The sequence below is a fragment of the Streptomyces sp. NPDC002276 genome, from assembly GCF_053891435.1.
The window spans coordinates 65,903-82,038 of record NZ_JBSFCQ010000021.1 but is presented as its reverse complement, the minus strand read 5'-3'; the positions used below and the strand labels follow the sequence as shown (position 1 = coordinate 82,038).

Sequence of the window (16,136 nt, the reverse complement as noted above, 5' to 3'; positions counted from 1 at the left end):
CCGGCAGGTACGAGGAGGTCACAGCGCCTTCGCGAAGCACCGGCTGTCGTCGAAGAGGCGGTAGTAGCCGAACTTCACGCAGGGCTCGTAGCCGCTGGACGTGTAGAGGGCGATGGCCTCGGGCTGCTTGGTGCCGGTCTCCAGGACCATGCGGACGCGGCCGGCGGCGCGGGCGTCCTTCTCCAGGGCGGCGAGCATGCGGCGGGCGAGGCCCAGGCCGCGCGCCCGCTTGATCACGAACATCCGCTTGAGTTCGGCGTCGCCGTCCTCGTTGCCCTCGCCGTTGGCGTCCTGGGCGCGCCAGCCGCCGGTGGCGACGGGGCTGTCGTCCTCGTCGTACGCGATCAGGTAGACGCCGTTGGGTGGTTCGAAGTCCGGTGGGGCGAGCGGGGTGGAGTCGCCGCCGTCGCCGTAGCGGGCGTGGTACTCCGCCTGGACCTCGTCGTTCAGCTTCACGGCGTCGGGGTGGTCGAAGGGAACCGTACGTATATTCATGCCGAAAATCGTATACCTACTCGAAAGGGGGATCCGGGCGGATCCGGGCTCCGTCCAGTGTGCCGGTATCGTGCCGGAGTGCTCACTGTGACCTCTGTAAATGTGAACGGACTGCGGGCCGCCGCGAAGAAGGGCTTCGTGGAGTGGCTCGCCGGGACCTCCGCCGATGTGCTCTGCCTCCAGGAGGTGCGAGCCGAGCCGCAGCAGCTGCCCGAGCATGTCCGCACCCCCGAGGGCTGGCACGTGCTGCACGCGCCGGCCGCCGCCAAGGGCCGCGCGGGCGTCTCCCTCTACACCCGCCGCGAGCCCGACCGCGTCCAGGTCGGCTTCGGATCGGCCGAGTTCGACGACAGTGGCCGCTACGTCGAGGCCGACCTCCCCGGCGTGACGGTCGCCAGCCTCTACCTGCCCTCCGGGGAGGTCGGCACCGAGCGGCAGGACGAGAAGATCCGCTTCATGGACGAGTTCCTCGCCTACCTGAAGGACCTGCGCGAGCGGGCCGCCGCCGACGGCCGCGAGGTCGTCGTCTGCGGCGACTGGAACATCGCCCACCAGCAGGCCGACCTCAAGAACTGGCGCGCCAACCAGAAGAGTTCCGGCTTCCTGCCGGAGGAGCGCGAGTGGCTGGGCCGGGTCTTCGACGCGACGGACGGGGCGTACGTCGACGTCGTACGGGCGCTGCATCCGGACGTGGAGGGGCCGTACTCGTGGTGGTCGTACCGGGGGCGGGCTTTCGACAACGACAGCGGATGGCGTATCGACTACCACGTGACGACGCCGGGGCTCGCCGCCAAGGCGGTCAAGGGGTATGTCGAGCGGGCGGCCACGCACGACGAGCGGTGGTCGGACCATGCGCCGGTGACGGTGGTCTACGACCTCTGAGGACCAGGACCAGGACCAGGACCAGGCTCAGGGGCAGGGCCACGGTCAGGACCAGTGCCCTGGTCGCGGCCGGCTTGCAGGCGGCGGTCCATGGCCATCGACAGTTCGGCCTCCACCACGCTCTTCGCCAGTGGACGCAGTCGTTGCAGGTCCTCCGGTGTGCCGCCCTGGGCGAGGATCAGGTCGGCGAAGAGGTCGGCGAGGGACTCCGTGTGTGCGCGGACGCGGCGGCCCGCGGTGAGGACGTCGGCGAGGGGGATGCCCTCGCGGACCAGGGCGGCCGTGACGTCGAGGAGGCGGCGGCTGATGTGGACGATCTCGCTGCCGTCGGTGCCGAGGTAGCCGAGTTCGAGCGAGGCGGCGAAGTTCTCCGGGGTGGCCTGGTCGCCGAAGTAGTCGGCGAGGGCTTCCGGGGTGAGCCGGACCGGGGTCTCCTCGGTGGGGGCGCCGAGGCCCAGCAGCTCGCCGACGTTGCGGCCGTGGTCGAAGGCCTCGGCGAGTTCCGCGATGCCGTTGAGGGTGTGGCCGCGTTCGAGGAGCGCCGAGATCGTGCGCAGGCGGGCCAGGTGCGTCTCGTCGTACCAGGCGATACGGCCCTCCCGGCGGGGCGGGGGGATGAGTTTGCGCTCGCGGTAGAAGCGCAGGGTGCGCACCGTGATGCCGGCCCGCTCGGCCAGTTCCTCCATGCGGTATTCGCGCTTCTGTTCTGCCTTCTCCGCCACGCCCGCACCCTACGTCGTACCCCCGGTAACTTTCCTCGTACCGCCCCCTACCCATGAGTACGGAGCTGTTCTACAGTCCGATTGCGCCAGTGTTCACTGGCGCGGTTGCGCGGTCGTATGGGAGGGCACGGGATGACCGAACACGAGCATGTGCGGGTGGCGGTGATCGGCTCGGGGTTCGGCGGGCTGGGGGCCGCGGTGCGGCTGCGGCGCGAGGGCGTCACCGACTTCGTCGTCCTGGAGCGCGCCGACAGCGTCGGCGGGACTTGGCGGGACAACAGCTACCCCGGGTGCGCCTGCGACGTACCGTCCCACCTGTACTCGTTCTCCTTCGCGCCCAACCCCGACTGGCCGCGCACCTTCTCCGGGCAGGAGCACATCCGCGGCTACCTGGAGCACGTCACCGACGTCTTCCGGCTCCGCCCTCACCTCCGCTTCAACTCCGAAGTGAAGATGATGACTTGGGACGCGGAGCGGCTGCGCTGGGACATCGAGACGAGCAGCGGTTCCTACTCCGCCGATCTCGTCGTCTCCGCGACCGGGCCGCTCTCCGACCCCAAAATCCCGGACATCCCCGGGCTCGACTCCTTCCCCGGCAAGGTCTTCCACTCCGCCCGCTGGGACCACGACTACGACCTGCGCGGCAAGCGCGTCGCCATGGTCGGCACCGGCGCCTCCGCGATCCAGATCGTGCCGTCGATCCAGCCCGACGTGGAGCGCCTCACCCTCTTCCAGCGCACCCCGCCCTGGGTGATGCCCCGCGTCGACCGCGCCATCGGCGGCGCCGAACGCGCACTGCACCGCGCGCTGCCCTTCACCACCCAGGCCCGTCGCGGACTCCTGTGGGGATTGCGGGAGTTGCAGGTCCAGGCGTTCACCAAGCGGCCCAACGAGCTGGGAATGGTGGAGCGGTTGGCCAAGCGCAACATGGCGCGCTCCATCAAGGACCCGGCCCTGCGCGCCAGGCTCACCCCCGACTACCGCATCGGCTGCAAGCGCATCCTGCTCTCCAGCGCCTACTATCCGGCCCTCGCCCAGCCCAACGTCGACGTCGTGGCAAGCGGGTTGAGCGAGATCCGCGGCTCCACCGTCGTCGCCGCCGACGGCAGTACGGCCGAGGTCGACGCGATCGTCTTCGGCACCGGCTTCCACGTCACGGACATGCCGATCGCCGACCGGGTCGTCGGCGTGGGCGGGCGGACACTGGCCGAGGCCTGGGAGGGCGGAATGCAGGCGCTGCGCGGCGCCTCGGCGGCCGGGTTCCCCAACTGGATGACCATCATCGGGCCCAACACCGGCCTCGGGAACTCCTCCATGATCCTGATGATCGAGTCCCAGCTGAACTATCTCGCCGACTACGTACGGCAGTTGGACGTCCTCGGCGGACGGGTCGCCCTCGACGCCCGGCCCGCCGCCGTGGACGTCTGGAACCGGCGTGTGCAGGAACGTATGAAGCGGACCGTGTGGAACACCGGCGGCTGCACCAGCTGGTACCTCGACGCGAACGGCCGCAACACCACCGTCTGGCCAGGCACGACCACTGAGTTTCGCACGGCCACCCGGCGCGTGGACCTCGCGGAGTACGAGGTCGTGCGGGCGCCCGCCGAGAAGAAAGCCGAGAAGAAGGCCGACAAGAGGGCCGAGGAGAAGGCCGACAAGAGGGCCGAGGAGAAGGCCGAGAAGTCGGAGGTGGTGGAGGCATGAGCCGGCTCATGCACGTCACGTCCGGGCCGTACGCCCCGCCCGTCCCCGGCCGTGAACTGACCGTCACCTCGGCCGACGGCTCCCGGCTGCATGTCGAGGTGCACGGCCCCGAGGGCGCGCCGGCCGTCGTCCTCGCCCACGGCTGGTCCTGCTCCACGGCCTTCTGGGCCGCGCAGACAAGGGACTTGGCGGCCGACCACCGGGTCGTCGTCTACGACCAGCGGGGCCACGGGCGCAGTCCGGCCGCCCTCACCTACAGCACCGACGCGCTCGCCGACGACCTGGAAGCCGTACTCGAAGCGACCCTCACCCCCGGGGAGAAGGCCGTGGTCGTGGGGCACTCCATGGGCGGGATGACCGTACTGGCGGCGGCCGGGCGGGCCCGGTTCCGGGAGCACGCGGTGGCCGTGCTGCTGTGCAGTACGGGCAGTTCGCGGCTGGTCGACGAGTCGCGCGTGGTGCCGATGCGGGCCGGGCGGACCCGGACCCGGCTGACCCGGAAGGTCCTCGGCAGCAGGGCACCGCTCGGGCCGGTCACGCCCGCCGCGCGCCGGATCCTGAAGTACGCGACGATGGGACCCGGTTCCGCGCCGCACATGGTCGAGGCGTGCGCGCGGATCGTGCACGCGTGTCCGCGGACGGTGCGGCACGCGTGGTCGCAGGTCCTCGACTCCCTCGATCTCGACCACGGCGTACGGGAGTTGGCGGTGCCCACGGCCGTCGTCGTCGGTACGGCGGACCGGATGACACCGCCGGTGCACGCGCGGGCGCTGGTCGCCGCGCTGCCGCAGTGCGTCGGGAGCACCGAGCTGACGGGGCTCGGCCACATGACCCCCGTCGAGGCGCCGGAGCTGGTCAGCGCGAAGATCCGCGAACTGGCCGCCGCCTACATCGAGTTGGACCCGATCGATCAGGTCAAGGAGGGCGCATGAGCAACAAGGTCAGCCTGGAGGGTCAGGTCGCGGTCGTGACCGGGGCCGCGCGGGGCGTCGGCGAACTGCTCGCCCGCAAGCTGTCCGCGCGCGGCGCGAAGGTGGCGCTGGTCGGCCTGGAACCGGACGCGCTCAAGCAGGTCGCCGAGCGGCTGCACACCGACAGCGCCTCCTGGTACGCGGACGTCACCGACCACGAGGCGATGGCGCGGGTCGCGGCCGAGGTCAAGGAGCGGTTCGGGAAGGTCGACATCGTCGTCGCCAACGCCGGTGTCGCCAGCGGCGGGCCCTTCGTCGACTCCGACCCGGTCGCGTGGCGGCGGGTGATCGAGGTCAACCTGATCGGGTCCGCCGTGACCGCGCGGGCGTTCCTTCCGGTGCTGATGGAGAGCCGCGGGTATCTGCTACAGATCGCCTCCCTCGCCGCGATCACGCCCGCGCCGATGATGACCGCGTACTGCGCGTCCAAGGCGGGCGTCGAGGCGTACGCGCACAGCCTGCGCGCCGAGGTCGGCTACAAGGGCGTACGCGTCGGGGTCGGGTACCTGTCCTGGACCGACACGGACATGGTGCGCGGGGCCGACCAGGACGACGTCATGCGGGAGTTGAGGCAACGGTTGCCGTGGCCGGCCAACAAGACGTATCCACTGGGACCGGCCGTGGACCGGATCGTCGCCGGGATCGAACGGCGGGCGAGCCATGTGTACGGGCAGGGGTGGCTGCGGGGGACGCAGGGTGTGCGCGGGTATCTGCCGGGGATCATCGGGGCGGTGGGGCAGCGGGAGATGCGGCGGTTCGGATCGCGGTTGGAAGGCATGCGTTCCGGGCTTGTCGGGGCGGGTGGAGCCGCCGACGAGGAGGCTCGCGCTACGGAACGTAGCTGACCGAAATGCGAACTGTGTCCGCCCGTGTGAATCTGGTCGAGGCCCGGTCGCGGGCCGTTTCCCCCCACTACGGGAGTGAACCCACATGGGTATGAAGGACCAGTTCCAGGACAAGGCCAAGGACCTCGCGGACAAGGCCAAGGACAAGATGGGCCAGGGTCAGGACGAGGCGTCCGAGCGTGGCGCTCAGCGGGACGAGGTCTCTGAGCGCGTGCAGCGCGAAGAGGACCGGATGGACCAGGACCACGACGTCTGACGTCCTCCCCTGAGCAGAGGGTGCCCCTGACGAGGGGCACCCTTTCTCATGTCAACTGTCCAGCGCATACTGCACGTTGGGGATTCATAGGTGGGGGAGCGGTCGTGGGGGAAGAGCTCAGTATCAATCTGGCCTCCTCGCTGCTGGCCTTCGCTGCGGGCTGGTTGGTCCGGAACCTCGTTCACTACTACCGGACCAGGAAGCCGGCCGCGCGTCTGTGGCGCCTGGACCTCAAGAAGAAGACCGTCATCGTCGTGGGCGAGAGCAGGGGTGGTTCGCCCCGGTACGCGAAGATCCCCGAGCCGGACGCCCTCGCGGCGATGAATCTCCGGCAGTTCCTTGCCCAGGATCTTCGGGTGCACACGGCGACCATCGTTCGCGCCGGCGCGTTCGACATGGCGGCCGATGCGGAGGTCAACCTGGTCGTGATCGGCGGCCCGGCACACAATCCGCTGTGGAATCTGCTGACCGGGCGACTCGCCGCGCCGGTCGAGTTCCGCCGGTACGACTCCGGAGCCCGGATCGGACTGGTGGGCGGGGACGAGGAGTTCGGCGAGTCGGAACGGGAGGACGGCAGCTCGGTCGATCACGCCATCGTCCTGCTGGCCCGGAATCCCTTCGCGCCCCGGAGCCGGCTGATCCTCGTCGCCGGTTGCGGGACTCTGGCCACAACGGGTGCGAGCCACCTGTTCTCACGGGGCTCGGCCCGTGAGCTGGTCAGCCGGTTCGACGTGTCGTCGCCCGTGGCTCTGGTCGTCTCCGTGGAGAGCGTGGCCGGTTACGTGGCGAAACCCGTGATCGTCGCGGCAGTTCCTTTCGACCAGCCCAGTGGCGTCCTGGGAGTCCGGACTCCGTCGTAGCCGTACCCCTGATCGTGGTCACGGGCTCGAACGCGGCGGCAGCTTCGGCCTGCTTCGGTCCGGTACCGCGCTGTAGTCCGGCGGGGTCGCCGCCGGATGGATCGCCAGCAGATCCAGCGCCAGCTTGATCGCGTCGTCCAGTTGGGCGTGTCTGCCCTCCGCCCAGTCCAGCGGGGTGCGGAGGATCTCCAAGTCCGGGGTCACGCCCCTGTTTTCCACCGACCAGCCGTACGCGTCGAACCAGGCCGCGTTCATCGGGACGGTGATGACCGTGCCGTCGCCGAGCTGGTGGCGGCCGGTCATGCCGACCACTCCGCCCCAGGTGCGTTGGCCGACGACCGGGCCCAGCTTCAGCAGCTTGAACGCTGCCGTGATCATGTCGCCGTCCGACGAGGTCGCCTCGTCCGCCAGCGCAACCACCGGGCCCCTGGGGGCATTTGACGCGTACGACACCGGTTGGGCGTTGCGGGTCAGGTCCCAGCCGAGGATCGTGCGGGTGAGTTTCTCCACCACCAACTCGCTGATGTGGCCGCCCGCGTTGCCGCGCACGTCGACGATGAGGGCGGGGCGGGAGACCTCCAGGCGCAGGTCGCGGTTGAACTGGGCCCAGCCGGAGCCGCCCATGTCGGGGATGTGGAGGTAGCCGCAGTGGCCGCCGCTCAACTCCCGTACCACCGCCCGGCGTTTGGCCACCCAGTCCTGGTAGCGGAGGGGGCGTTCGTCGATGAGGGGGACGACCGCCACCCGGCGAGCCCTGCCCTCGCCCTCCGCCGGGGTGAACGTCAACTCCACCGTCGTACCGCCCGCGCCCGCCAACAGGGGGTAGGGGCCGGTGAGTTGGTCCACCGGGCGGCCGTCGACGTGCGTGAGGACCGCGCCCTCGCGGATGCCTGTGCCGGCCAGGGGCGAACGGGCCTTGGAGTCCGAGGACTCGCCGGGGAGGATGCGGGTCACCGTCCAACCTCCCTCCCTGCGGACCAGGTTGGCGCCCAGCAGGCCCTGGCGGCGCTGGTAGTGGGGCGGGCCCTCGTTGCGGCGGGACGCGGTGACGTAGGCGTGCGAGGTGCCCAACTCGCCCAGGACTTCGCGGAGTAGGTCCGCGAAGTCGTCCGGAGACGCCACTCGTTCCACCAACGGGCGGTACTGGTCCAGGACGCCGGTCCAGTCGATGCCGCACATCTGCGGGTCCCAGTAGTAGGCGCGGATCAGACGGCCCGCCTCCTCGTAGGACTGGCGCCACTCGGCGGGCGGGTCGACCTCGTGCAGGATGCGGCGGAGGTCGATCCAGACCGTGGAGTCGCCGTCACCGGACTCCGTCGAGGGGACCGCCCGTAGCTCGTCCTCGTCGACCACGACCAGCCGGGTGCCGTCGCCGCTCACCGCGAACCAGTCGAGGTGGTCGACGAGTTCGGACTTCTTCGCCTTGCTGATGTTGAAGTGTTCGAGGGTCGGGCGGCCACTGGTGTCGTCCGGATTCGCGAAGGTCTCGCCCAGCGCGCCCGAGATCGGCCAGCGCAGCCAGACCAGACCGCCGCCCGAAACCGGGTATAGCGCCGAGTACTTGGAGGCCGAGACGGGGAACGGCGTGACCCTGCTCTCCAGGCCCTCCACCTCGACCGTCACCGCGCCGTCCGCGCCCTCGTCGTCCGCCGCCGCGTCGAGGCCCCCGGCGGCCGGGCGGCCCTCCGGGGTCAGCGCGAAGGGGGAGGGGGTGGCGGAGGAGAGGGGGACGAGGTAGGGGCGGCAGCCGAGCGGGAAGGACAGGTCGCCGGTGTGGACGTCGTAGACCGGGTCGAAGCCGCGCCAGGAGAGGAAGGCGAGGTAGCGGCCGTCCCGGGTGAAGACCGGATTCTCGTCCTCGAAGCGGCCGTTGGTGACGTCGACGATCAGGCGGTCCTTTATGCGGGCCATCTTGATCTGGCGCAGCGAGCGGCCGATGCCCGGGTGGGACCAGGTCAGCCAGCTGCCGTCGGGGGAGAAGGCGAGATCCCGTACCGGCCCGTTGAGCGAGCAGATCAGTTCCGTGACTTCGCCGTTGGAGTCCTCCGTGGCGTCCAGGAGCAGTAGCCGTCCGTCGTGTGCCGCGATGGCCAGCCGCTCACCCGCCGTGTCCGACACCAGCTCCAGTACGCGGCCCACCTCGCCGGAGGCGAGCCGGCGGGGCGCGCGGTCGCCGGTGGCGCGGGGGAGGTAGGCGATCTCGATCGCGTCCTCGCCGTCCGCGTCCGTGACGTAGGCGACCTGCCCGCCGCTGCCGAGCATCTCGGGGAGGCGGACCCGTACGCCCGGGGTGTCGGTGATGGTGCGGGCGGGCCCGTCGCGGTGCGTGAGCCAGTACAGACTTCCCCGTACGACGACGGCGCTCGCCCGGCCCGTCTCGTCGACCGAGATGCCGTCGACGTGCTGGGCGGCGGGGACCTGGTACGTACGGCGGCCCGCGCGCGGCCCGCTCAACTGCACGTCCAGCTTGCGCGGAGTCGACGTAGGGGACAGGTCGTCGACGATCCAGAGGTCACCGGCGCACTGGTACACGACGCGGGTGCCGTCGCTGGCCGCGTGCCGGGCGTAGAAGGCGTCGTGGTCGGTGTGGCGGCGGAGGCCGGAGCCGTCGTAGGCGCAGGAGTAGAGGTTGCCGATGCCCTCGTGGTCGGAGAGGAAGGCGATGCGGCCGTCGACGAACATCGGGGAGTGGAGGTGGCCTTCGAGGTCGGCGAGGAGGCGGCGGCCGTGCAGCCAGAGGCGGCCCATGGCGCCGCCGCGGTAGCGCTTCCAGGCGGCCGGTTCGTGGGGTGGGGTGCCGGTGAGGAGGAGGGTCTGGCGTTCGCCGTCGAGGTCGGCGAGCTGGATGTCGGAGACCGGGCCCCAGGGGAGGCGGCCGCCGGGGTCGCCGTCGGTGGGGACCTTGTGGGCCCAGGTGAAGTAGGAGAACGGTTCGCCGTGGGAGGCCACCGCGAGGATGTCGGAGTTTCCTTCCCGGTCGGGGGGAGTCCAGCCGCAGACCTGGGTGTCGGCGCTGCCCCAGTAGGTGAGTCTGCGGCCGGGTCCGCCGTCGACCGGGACGAGGTGGATCTCCGGGACGAGGCTGCGCCAGGTCGTGTACGCGAGGTGGCGGCCGTCGGGGGAGAAGCGGGGGTGGCCGACCTTGGTGCGGTCGACGGTGAGGCGCCAGGCGCGGCCCCCGCCGTCGAGCGGGGCCAGCCAGAGGTCGTCCTCGGCGACGAAGCTCAGCAGGTCTCCGTTGAGGTGCGGCAGGCGCAGATAGCTCACGTCCCTATGCTTTTCCGCGGGACGGACCGGAGCAACTCGTGAAATAAGACTGTGGGTGACTCAGCACACGTACGAAACTGTTTCGTTTCGTAGAGAGGTGCGCTACATTCGTCATGTACGAAACCGTGTCGTTCGGAGCTGGAAGGTGAGTCGCATGACTGAAGTCGCAACGGCGCGTCGCAGTCGCATCACACCCGAGCGCGAGGCCGAGTTGTACGAGGCCGTGCTCGACCTGCTCCGCGAAGTCGGCTACGACGCCCTCACCATGGACGCCGTCGCCGCCCGCACCCGCTCCAGCAAGGCGACCCTCTACCGCCAGTGGGGCGGCAAGGCCGAGCTGGTGGCCAAAGCGGTGCGGCACAGCAAGCCGGGCCGGCCCACCGATGTCGACACCGGAACACTCCGGGGCGACATGCACGCCATGGTGGCCCGCGAGGACGACTGCCGGATCGAGCAGACCTCCGCGCTGATGCGAGGTCTCGCCATGGCGACGCACAACCACCCGGACCTCCTCCAGGCGTTCCGGGAACTGCTCATCGAACCGGAGATGGAAGAGTTCCGCCAGGTCACCCAGCGGGCCATCGACCGGGGCGAGATCCGCGCGGACTGCCCCGCGTTGCAGTTCGTGGTGCACATGATGATCGGCGCCTTCGCCACCCGCACGGTGATCGAGGATCTGCCGCCGACCCAGGCCTATCTGACCTCGTACATCGACGCCGTAGTGCTCCCCGCACTGGGCGTACCCACCACCTGACAGACCCGCGACACCCGCGACACCCTCACACCCAGCAAGCCCACCTGACGTAACCGCTCACGTCGTCGGGCCGATCAGCCGTGTCCCCAACCGGCCGGTCACACCTGCCCCGAAGAACCCCACGACCTGACCGGGAGATACGCCCTCGTGGCCACGTTCCTCTACAAAGCCGGCCGGCTCGCCTTCAGGCGACGGCACTTCGTCGCCCTCATATGGATCGCCCTGCTGACACTCGCGGGAGTCGGCGCGGCCAGCGCGCCCGCCGCGGGCTCCACCTCCTTCTCCATCCCCGGCACCGAGGCCCAGAAGGCCTTCGACCTCCTCGACCAGCGCTTCCCCGGCTCCAGCTCGAACGGCGCCACCGCGCGCGTCGTCTTCAAGGCGCCGAGCGGCGAGAAGATGACCGACGCCGCCAACAAGGCGACCGTCGAGAAGACGGTGAAGGAACTGGCCGACGGTTCCGAGGTCGTCTCCGTCTCCGACCCGTTCACCACGAACGCCGTGAGCAAGGACGGGACGGTCGCCTACACCTCGGTGAAGTACGACGTCGCCGGCATGGAACTCAAGGACGCCAGCAAGGACGCCCTGGAGGACACCGCGGCCCAGGCACGGGCCACCGGCCTGACCGTCGACGTCGGCGGTGACGCGCTCCAGGCCGCCGCCGAGATGGGCATCGGCGAGATCATCGGCATCGCCCTCGCCGCGGTCGTCCTCCTCATCACCCTCGGCTCACTCGTCTCGGCCGGCCTGCCGCTGCTGACGGCGATCATCGGGGTCGGCATCGGCGTCTCGACGATCACCGCCCTCGCGAAGACGCTGGACCTGGGCTCCACGACTTCCACGCTGGCGCTGATGATCGGCCTCGCCGTCGGCATCGACTACGCGCTGTTCATCGTCTCCCGCTACCGCGCGGAACTGGCCGAGGGCCGCGAACGCGAGGAGGCGGCGGGCCGGGCCGTAGGGACCGCGGGCTCGGCGGTGGTCTTCGCCGGCCTCACCGTGGTCATCGCCCTGGCCGGTCTCGCGGTCGTCAACGTGCCGATGCTCACCAAGATGGGCGTCGCGGCGGCCGGCACGGTCGTGGTCGCGGTGCTCATCGCCCTGACCATGATCCCGGCGCTGCTCGGCTACGCGGGCCGCAGGATCAAGCCCACCGGCGAGAAGGCCAAGTGGCTGGGCGGCGGCAGCGCCAAGGAGGCGGCCAAGGCGGCCAGGCCCAACATGGGCACCCGCTGGGCGAGCTTCGTCGTACGGCGTCCCGCGGCCGTCCTGATCCTCGGCGTGCTCGGCCTCGGCGCGATCGCGCTGCCCGCCAGCCAGCTCCAACTGGGCCTGCCCGACGACAGTTCACAGCCGACGTCCACCACCCAGCGACGGGCCTACGACCTCCTCGCGGAGGGCTTCGGTCCCGGCTTCAACGGCCCGCTGATGATCGTCGTGGACGCCAAGAACAGCGACGCCCCCAAGGCCGCCGTCACGACGGTGACCGACAAGATCAAGACCCTCGACGACGTGGTCTCGGTCAGTCCGGCCATGTTCAACAAGGCCGGTGACACTGCGACGATCACCGTCGTGCCCGACTCCAAGCCGTCGTCGGTCACCACCGAGGACCTGGTGCACTCCATCCGGGGCGAGGGCGCCGGCATCAAGGCCGACACGGACGCACAGGTCCTGGTGACCGGCACCACCGCGATGAACATCGACTTCTCCCAGAAGCTCAACGACGCCCTGATCCCGTACCTGGCCCTGGTGGTAGGCCTCGCCTTCCTGCTCCTGATCGTGGTCTTCCGCTCGATCCTGGTCCCGCTGAAGGCGGCCCTCGGCTTCCTGCTCAGCGTGCTCGCCTCGCTCGGCGCGGTCGTCGCCGTCTTCCAGTGGGGCTGGCTGGCGGGCCTGATCGGCGTGGAGGAGACCGGCCCGGTCATGTCGATGATGCCGATCTTCCTGGTGGGCGTGGTCTTCGGCCTGGCGATGGACTACGAGGTGTTCCTCGTGACCCGGATGCGCGAGGCCTACGTCCACGGCGAGAAGCCCAACCAGGCCGTCGTCACCGGGTTCAAGCACGGCGCCCGGGTCGTCACGGCCGCGGCGGTCATCATGATGGCGGTCTTCTCGGGCTTCATCACCTCCAGCGAGTCCATGGTCAAGATGATCGGCTTCGGCCTGGCGGTCGCGGTCCTCTTCGACGCGTTCGTCGTCCGCATGGCGATCGTCCCGGCCGTCCTCGCCCTGCTGGGCGACAAGGCCTGGTGGCTCCCGAAGTGGCTGGACCGGGCACTGCCCAACGTCGACGTCGAGGGCGAAGGCCTGCGCGACCTCGACTCCAAGGACTCGGATCCCGACGAGGACCGGGAGTTGGTCCGGGCCTGAGGCGGCTGCCGCGAGGCACTGAGGCACCGGACAACTGATCTGCCGCGCCACCGAATTCGGGTGGCGCGGCAGATCGCGTCGGTGACAGGGTTACGGCCGTGACAGCACTGGACGATCTGGTACGACTGCTCGGCCCGTCGACCGTGGCAAGGACCCGGTCCCCCGACGACTGGACCGAGACCGAGACGTACGTGGCCTCACCCCTGCCCACCGACTTCAAGACGTTCCTCGACACCTACGGCACGGGCGTCGTCTGCGACGAACTGGTGGTCTTCCACCCGCGCGGGGAGAGCCCGCTCCTGGACCGGATGCGCCAGGTCCACGAGAGACGCGCCGAGGCCCGGCGCCGCGCTCCGGACCTGCACACCTTCCCCGTCCACCCGGAACCCGGCGGCCTGATCTCCTGGGGCTACGACCACTCCGGCAACGAGCACTTCTTCTGGCCCTGCGACCCCGACCCGGACCGGTGGAAGGTCGTCACCGACAGCCACGGCCTGGAACTGGAGGTCTTCGAGGGGACGTTCACCGCGTTCGTCCTCGACTTCGTCGAGCAGCTGCGGAACCTGGACCCGCACCACGGACTCGATCCGGACGAACTGGAGTTCCTGGAGCCGCAGGACCTGGCGGAACTGGCCGAACAAGGAGAGACCGGACCGGTGGAACCGAGCTTCAAGCCGATCTGAACCGAGCTTCAGACCGATCCGAACCGGGCCGACGTCAGTGGGCCGGGATCCGAACCGGGCCGATGTCAGTGGGCCGGACTAACGTGTTGGACATGACCACACTCGCAGAACGGCCCCACACCGCACTCCTGCTGGTAGACGTCCAGGTCGCTGTCGTGGCCGACGCGTACGAGCGTGACGCCGTCGTCGCCAACATCGCCGCACTCGCCGACCGGGCACGCGAGGAAGACGTCCCCGTCATCTGGGTCCAGCACTCCGACGAGAACGTGGAGAAGGGCAGCGAGGGCTGGCAGTTCGTCCCCGAACTGACCCCTGGCGACCAGGAACCCCAGCTCCACAAGCTCTACCCGGACTCCTTCGACGACACGCCCCTCGAAGAGGTACTCGCCGCCGCCCGGGTCGGACGCCTGGTCGTGGCGGGCGCGTCCACCGACCAGTGCATCCGCTCCACGCTCCACAGCGCGTTCACCCGCGGCTACGACGTGACACTCGTCGGCGACGCCCACACCACGACCGACCTCAGCCAGTGGGGCGCAGCCCCGCCGGAGCAGGTCATCGCCCACACGAACCTCTACTGGCAGCACCACACCGGCCCCGGCCGCACGGCGGGAGTCGACACGACGAAGGACGTCACCCTCACCAACTGACCTAGGCCCAGGGCGAGTTCGTCACATACGGCGGTTCCCGGCGGACGACCGCGCCCTCCGCGCCGCCAGCAACACCAGCGCGCCGCCCGTCACCAGCAGACCGGCGGTGCCCGCCCGCAGCAGGACTCCGCCCGAGCCACTGGCCGCGAGCCCGCCGCCGGTAGTCGTCCCGGAACCGATCGCCTTCACCGTGATTGCCACGGTGTCGTTCGACGCATTGCCGTCCCGATTGGGGTACTTGGGGTTTTCCACGGCCCGCACGCTGCCCCGTGCGCCGGGGACGACCCGGTCGATCCGCACCGTGAACTTCTGGGTCACGGAGTCGCCGGGCTGGAAGTCCGTACTGCTGATGTCGCAGGTGTAGCTCTTCGCGCCGGCCTTGCGCGGTGTGCAGTTCCACAACGGCCCGGGGTCGCCCTGTTCGCTGGGGGCGGGGACGCCGGTGATGGTGGTTCCGGCGGGCGGGGTCACCACGAACGTGCCGGAATTCTCGGCGTCCATCCACCGGAAGTTCATCCGGCCCGGCCCGTTGTTCCGCACGCCCAGGGTGATGCTCACCGTCGTGCCGACCTTGCCCTCGACCGTGTCACCGAGCGCCCGGTAGTCGGCGTGCTGGGTGGTGGCGAAGGTGCCGTACCCGGAGTCGGCGAATCCGGAGGCGACGGACTTCAGGCCGAGCGGCGCGCCGGTGCCGGTCTCGGGAAAGGCGGCCGGGTCGAAGGAGTCGGGCGCGGTGCCGCCGACCGGCCACACGATGTAGGTGTTGTAGCCGTACATCGTGTCCTTGGCGGCGGTGTAGGGCAGCGGCACGTCCGTCTCGTAGGCCGCGCCGACCGCGACCGGGGTGTCGAACCGACACCAGGCACCGACGTCAGCCCGCTCCGAGTAGTGACAGTTGGAGTGATCACGGGCGAGAGAGACGCCCTCCGAGTCCTGCACCAGCAGCATGACGCTCTTGTCGGCGGGGGCGGTGCCGGTGTCGGCGAAGGCCGGGGTGCGCTCGAAGACGCCACCGGGCGCGATGCCCTTCACCGCCGGATAGCCCCGGGAGACGAGCTTCGGCCCACCGACCAGAACGTCCCTCTCCCCCGTCACGGTGGCCGCGTCTGAGGCGCTGGCGGTATAGGAGATGACACCGATGTCGCCCGCCTTGGCACCTGCGGTCGGCTTCAACAGGAACGGATCGATCGACTCCTCGCCCGACAAGGGGCCCACGTCGCACCTCACCTTCAGGGTGCCGGTGCTCACACAGTCCCCCGTGACCACCATGGTCGCCTTCCCGGCGAGCGACGACGCGTCGACCACGACCGAGACGTCATGGGCGTCCCCGCCCGAGGCCGCGACGGCGAGACCCAGGTTCGGACCCTCCCCCTTCGCGGGGAGGTAGTAGTTCTCCTGGGCGTCCAGGACGAGCGCTGTTCCGGCGGCATGCGCGGCCGGCATCGTGACCGCCACAGCGGCGGTCACGAAAGCGGCGACAGCGGCTGTCCGCCATGTTCTACGTATCGTCAGCACACAACGTGGACACGCCAAAACACCGCAGGGTTGCCCTCCGGTATCCACCAGCTGACCAACAGGTTGCGCACCAAGGCCGTGGTCACCAAAAAAGTGTGTCACTTAGGACGAAAACTGACACACTTTTTGGAACCACCACCCCACCCCCCCGGGGTCTCTCTCCCC

General features: G+C 69.9%; 14 protein-coding genes. 10 read left to right on the top strand and 4 right to left on the bottom strand.

Features of this window, described 5'->3' with window-relative positions:
• Positions 1–18: 18 nt before the first annotated feature.
• Positions 19–495: a GNAT family N-acetyltransferase gene (locus tag ACWIHT_RS39030; protein ID WP_456173264.1), complete on the bottom strand. Its 477-nt coding sequence runs from the start codon at positions 493–495 to the stop codon at positions 19–21.
• A gap of 78 nt (positions 496–573) precedes the next feature.
• On the opposite strand from ACWIHT_RS39030, the gene ACWIHT_RS39025 reads away from it, so the two are divergent.
• Positions 574–1,377: an exodeoxyribonuclease III gene (locus tag ACWIHT_RS39025; RefSeq protein WP_456173263.1), complete on the top strand. Its 804-nt coding sequence runs from the start codon at positions 574–576 to the stop codon at positions 1,375–1,377.
• Here ACWIHT_RS39025 and ACWIHT_RS39020 read toward each other — a convergent pair.
• On the bottom strand, positions 1,365–2,063 hold the full coding sequence (locus ACWIHT_RS39020) for a MerR family transcriptional regulator (protein WP_456173322.1): 699 nt from the start codon (positions 2,061–2,063) through the stop codon (positions 1,365–1,367). The two genes, ACWIHT_RS39025 and ACWIHT_RS39020, sit on opposite strands and share 13 nt — an antisense overlap.
• A 168-nt stretch (positions 2,064–2,231) precedes the next feature.
• Between ACWIHT_RS39020 and ACWIHT_RS39015 the strand changes: the two genes are divergently transcribed.
• The 5 genes from ACWIHT_RS39015 (at position 2,232) to ACWIHT_RS38995 (ending at position 6,735) form a co-directional block, all read left to right on the top strand.
• Positions 2,232–3,803, top strand: coding sequence for a flavin-containing monooxygenase (locus ACWIHT_RS39015; protein WP_456173262.1), 1,572 nt, complete (start codon positions 2,232–2,234; stop codon positions 3,801–3,803).
• The gene (locus ACWIHT_RS39010; RefSeq protein WP_456173261.1) at positions 3,800–4,735 is read left to right on the top strand and encodes an alpha/beta fold hydrolase; all 936 of its coding nucleotides are present in this window, start codon (positions 3,800–3,802) and stop codon (positions 4,733–4,735) included. The genes ACWIHT_RS39015 and ACWIHT_RS39010 overlap by 4 nt, the downstream gene beginning before the upstream one ends.
• A complete protein-coding gene (locus ACWIHT_RS39005) occupies positions 4,732–5,619 on the top strand; it encodes an SDR family oxidoreductase (RefSeq protein WP_456173260.1) in 888 nt (295 codons plus the stop codon). Before ACWIHT_RS39010 ends, ACWIHT_RS39005 begins: the two co-directional genes overlap by 4 nt.
• A gap of 85 nt (positions 5,620–5,704) precedes the next feature.
• Positions 5,705–5,875, top strand: a complete 171-nt coding sequence (locus ACWIHT_RS39000) for a hypothetical protein (RefSeq protein ID WP_456173258.1) — start codon at positions 5,705–5,707, stop codon at positions 5,873–5,875.
• A gap of 104 nt (positions 5,876–5,979) precedes the next feature.
• A complete protein-coding gene (locus tag ACWIHT_RS38995) occupies positions 5,980–6,735 on the top strand; it encodes a hypothetical protein (protein WP_456173257.1) in 756 nt (251 codons plus the stop codon).
• An 18-nt stretch (positions 6,736–6,753) separates the two neighbouring features.
• On the opposite strand, the gene ACWIHT_RS38990 is transcribed toward ACWIHT_RS38995, so the two are convergent.
• Positions 6,754–10,002, bottom strand: a complete 3,249-nt coding sequence (locus tag ACWIHT_RS38990; RefSeq protein ID WP_456173256.1) for a S41 family peptidase — start codon at positions 10,000–10,002, stop codon at positions 6,754–6,756.
• Positions 10,003–10,156: 154 nt separating this feature from the next.
• On the opposite strand from ACWIHT_RS38990, the gene ACWIHT_RS38985 reads away from it, so the two are divergent.
• From ACWIHT_RS38985 to ACWIHT_RS38970, 4 genes are all read left to right on the top strand, one after another.
• Complete coding sequence (locus ACWIHT_RS38985) at positions 10,157–10,756, top strand: TetR/AcrR family transcriptional regulator (RefSeq protein WP_456173255.1); 600 nt, start codon at positions 10,157–10,159, stop codon at positions 10,754–10,756.
• Between the two features lie 147 nt (positions 10,757–10,903).
• Complete coding sequence (locus tag ACWIHT_RS38980; RefSeq protein WP_456173254.1) at positions 10,904–13,126, top strand: MMPL family transporter; 2,223 nt, start codon at positions 10,904–10,906, stop codon at positions 13,124–13,126.
• Between the two features lie 98 nt (positions 13,127–13,224).
• Positions 13,225–13,809 carry a hypothetical protein gene (locus ACWIHT_RS38975; RefSeq protein WP_456173253.1) on the top strand — a complete coding sequence of 195 codons (585 nt, stop codon included), beginning with the start codon at positions 13,225–13,227 and terminating at the stop codon, positions 13,807–13,809.
• Between the two features lie 92 nt (positions 13,810–13,901).
• Positions 13,902–14,456 carry an isochorismatase family protein gene (locus ACWIHT_RS38970; protein ID WP_456173251.1) on the top strand — a complete coding sequence of 185 codons (555 nt, stop codon included), beginning with the start codon at positions 13,902–13,904 and terminating at the stop codon, positions 14,454–14,456.
• A gap of 21 nt (positions 14,457–14,477) precedes the next feature.
• Here ACWIHT_RS38970 and ACWIHT_RS38965 read toward each other — a convergent pair whose 3' ends face one another.
• Positions 14,478–15,923, bottom strand: a complete 1,446-nt coding sequence (locus ACWIHT_RS38965; RefSeq protein WP_456173250.1) for a hypothetical protein — start codon at positions 15,921–15,923, stop codon at positions 14,478–14,480.
• Between the last annotated feature and the right edge of the window lie 213 nt (positions 15,924–16,136).

Bases quoted from the DNA above. Each gene is read 5' to 3' on its own strand.
- ACWIHT_RS39030 (WP_456173264.1), bottom strand. From the start codon at position 495: ATGAATATACGTACGGTTCCCTTCGACCACCCCGACGCCGTGAAGCTG.
- ACWIHT_RS39020 (WP_456173322.1), bottom strand. From the start codon at position 2,063: ATGGAGGAACTGGCCGAGCGGGCCGGCATCACGGTGCGCACCCTGCGC.
- ACWIHT_RS39015 (WP_456173262.1), top strand. From the start codon at position 2,232: ATGACCGAACACGAGCATGTGCGGGTGGCGGTGATCGGCTCGGGGTTC.
- ACWIHT_RS39010 (WP_456173261.1), top strand. From the start codon at position 3,800: ATGAGCCGGCTCATGCACGTCACGTCCGGGCCGTACGCCCCGCCCGTC.
- ACWIHT_RS39005 (WP_456173260.1), top strand. From the start codon at position 4,732: ATGAGCAACAAGGTCAGCCTGGAGGGTCAGGTCGCGGTCGTGACCGGG.
- ACWIHT_RS39000 (WP_456173258.1), top strand. From the start codon at position 5,705: ATGGGTATGAAGGACCAGTTCCAGGACAAGGCCAAGGACCTCGCGGAC.
- ACWIHT_RS38985 (WP_456173255.1), top strand. From the start codon at position 10,157: ATGACTGAAGTCGCAACGGCGCGTCGCAGTCGCATCACACCCGAGCGC.
- ACWIHT_RS38970 (WP_456173251.1), top strand. From the start codon at position 13,902: ATGACCACACTCGCAGAACGGCCCCACACCGCACTCCTGCTGGTAGAC.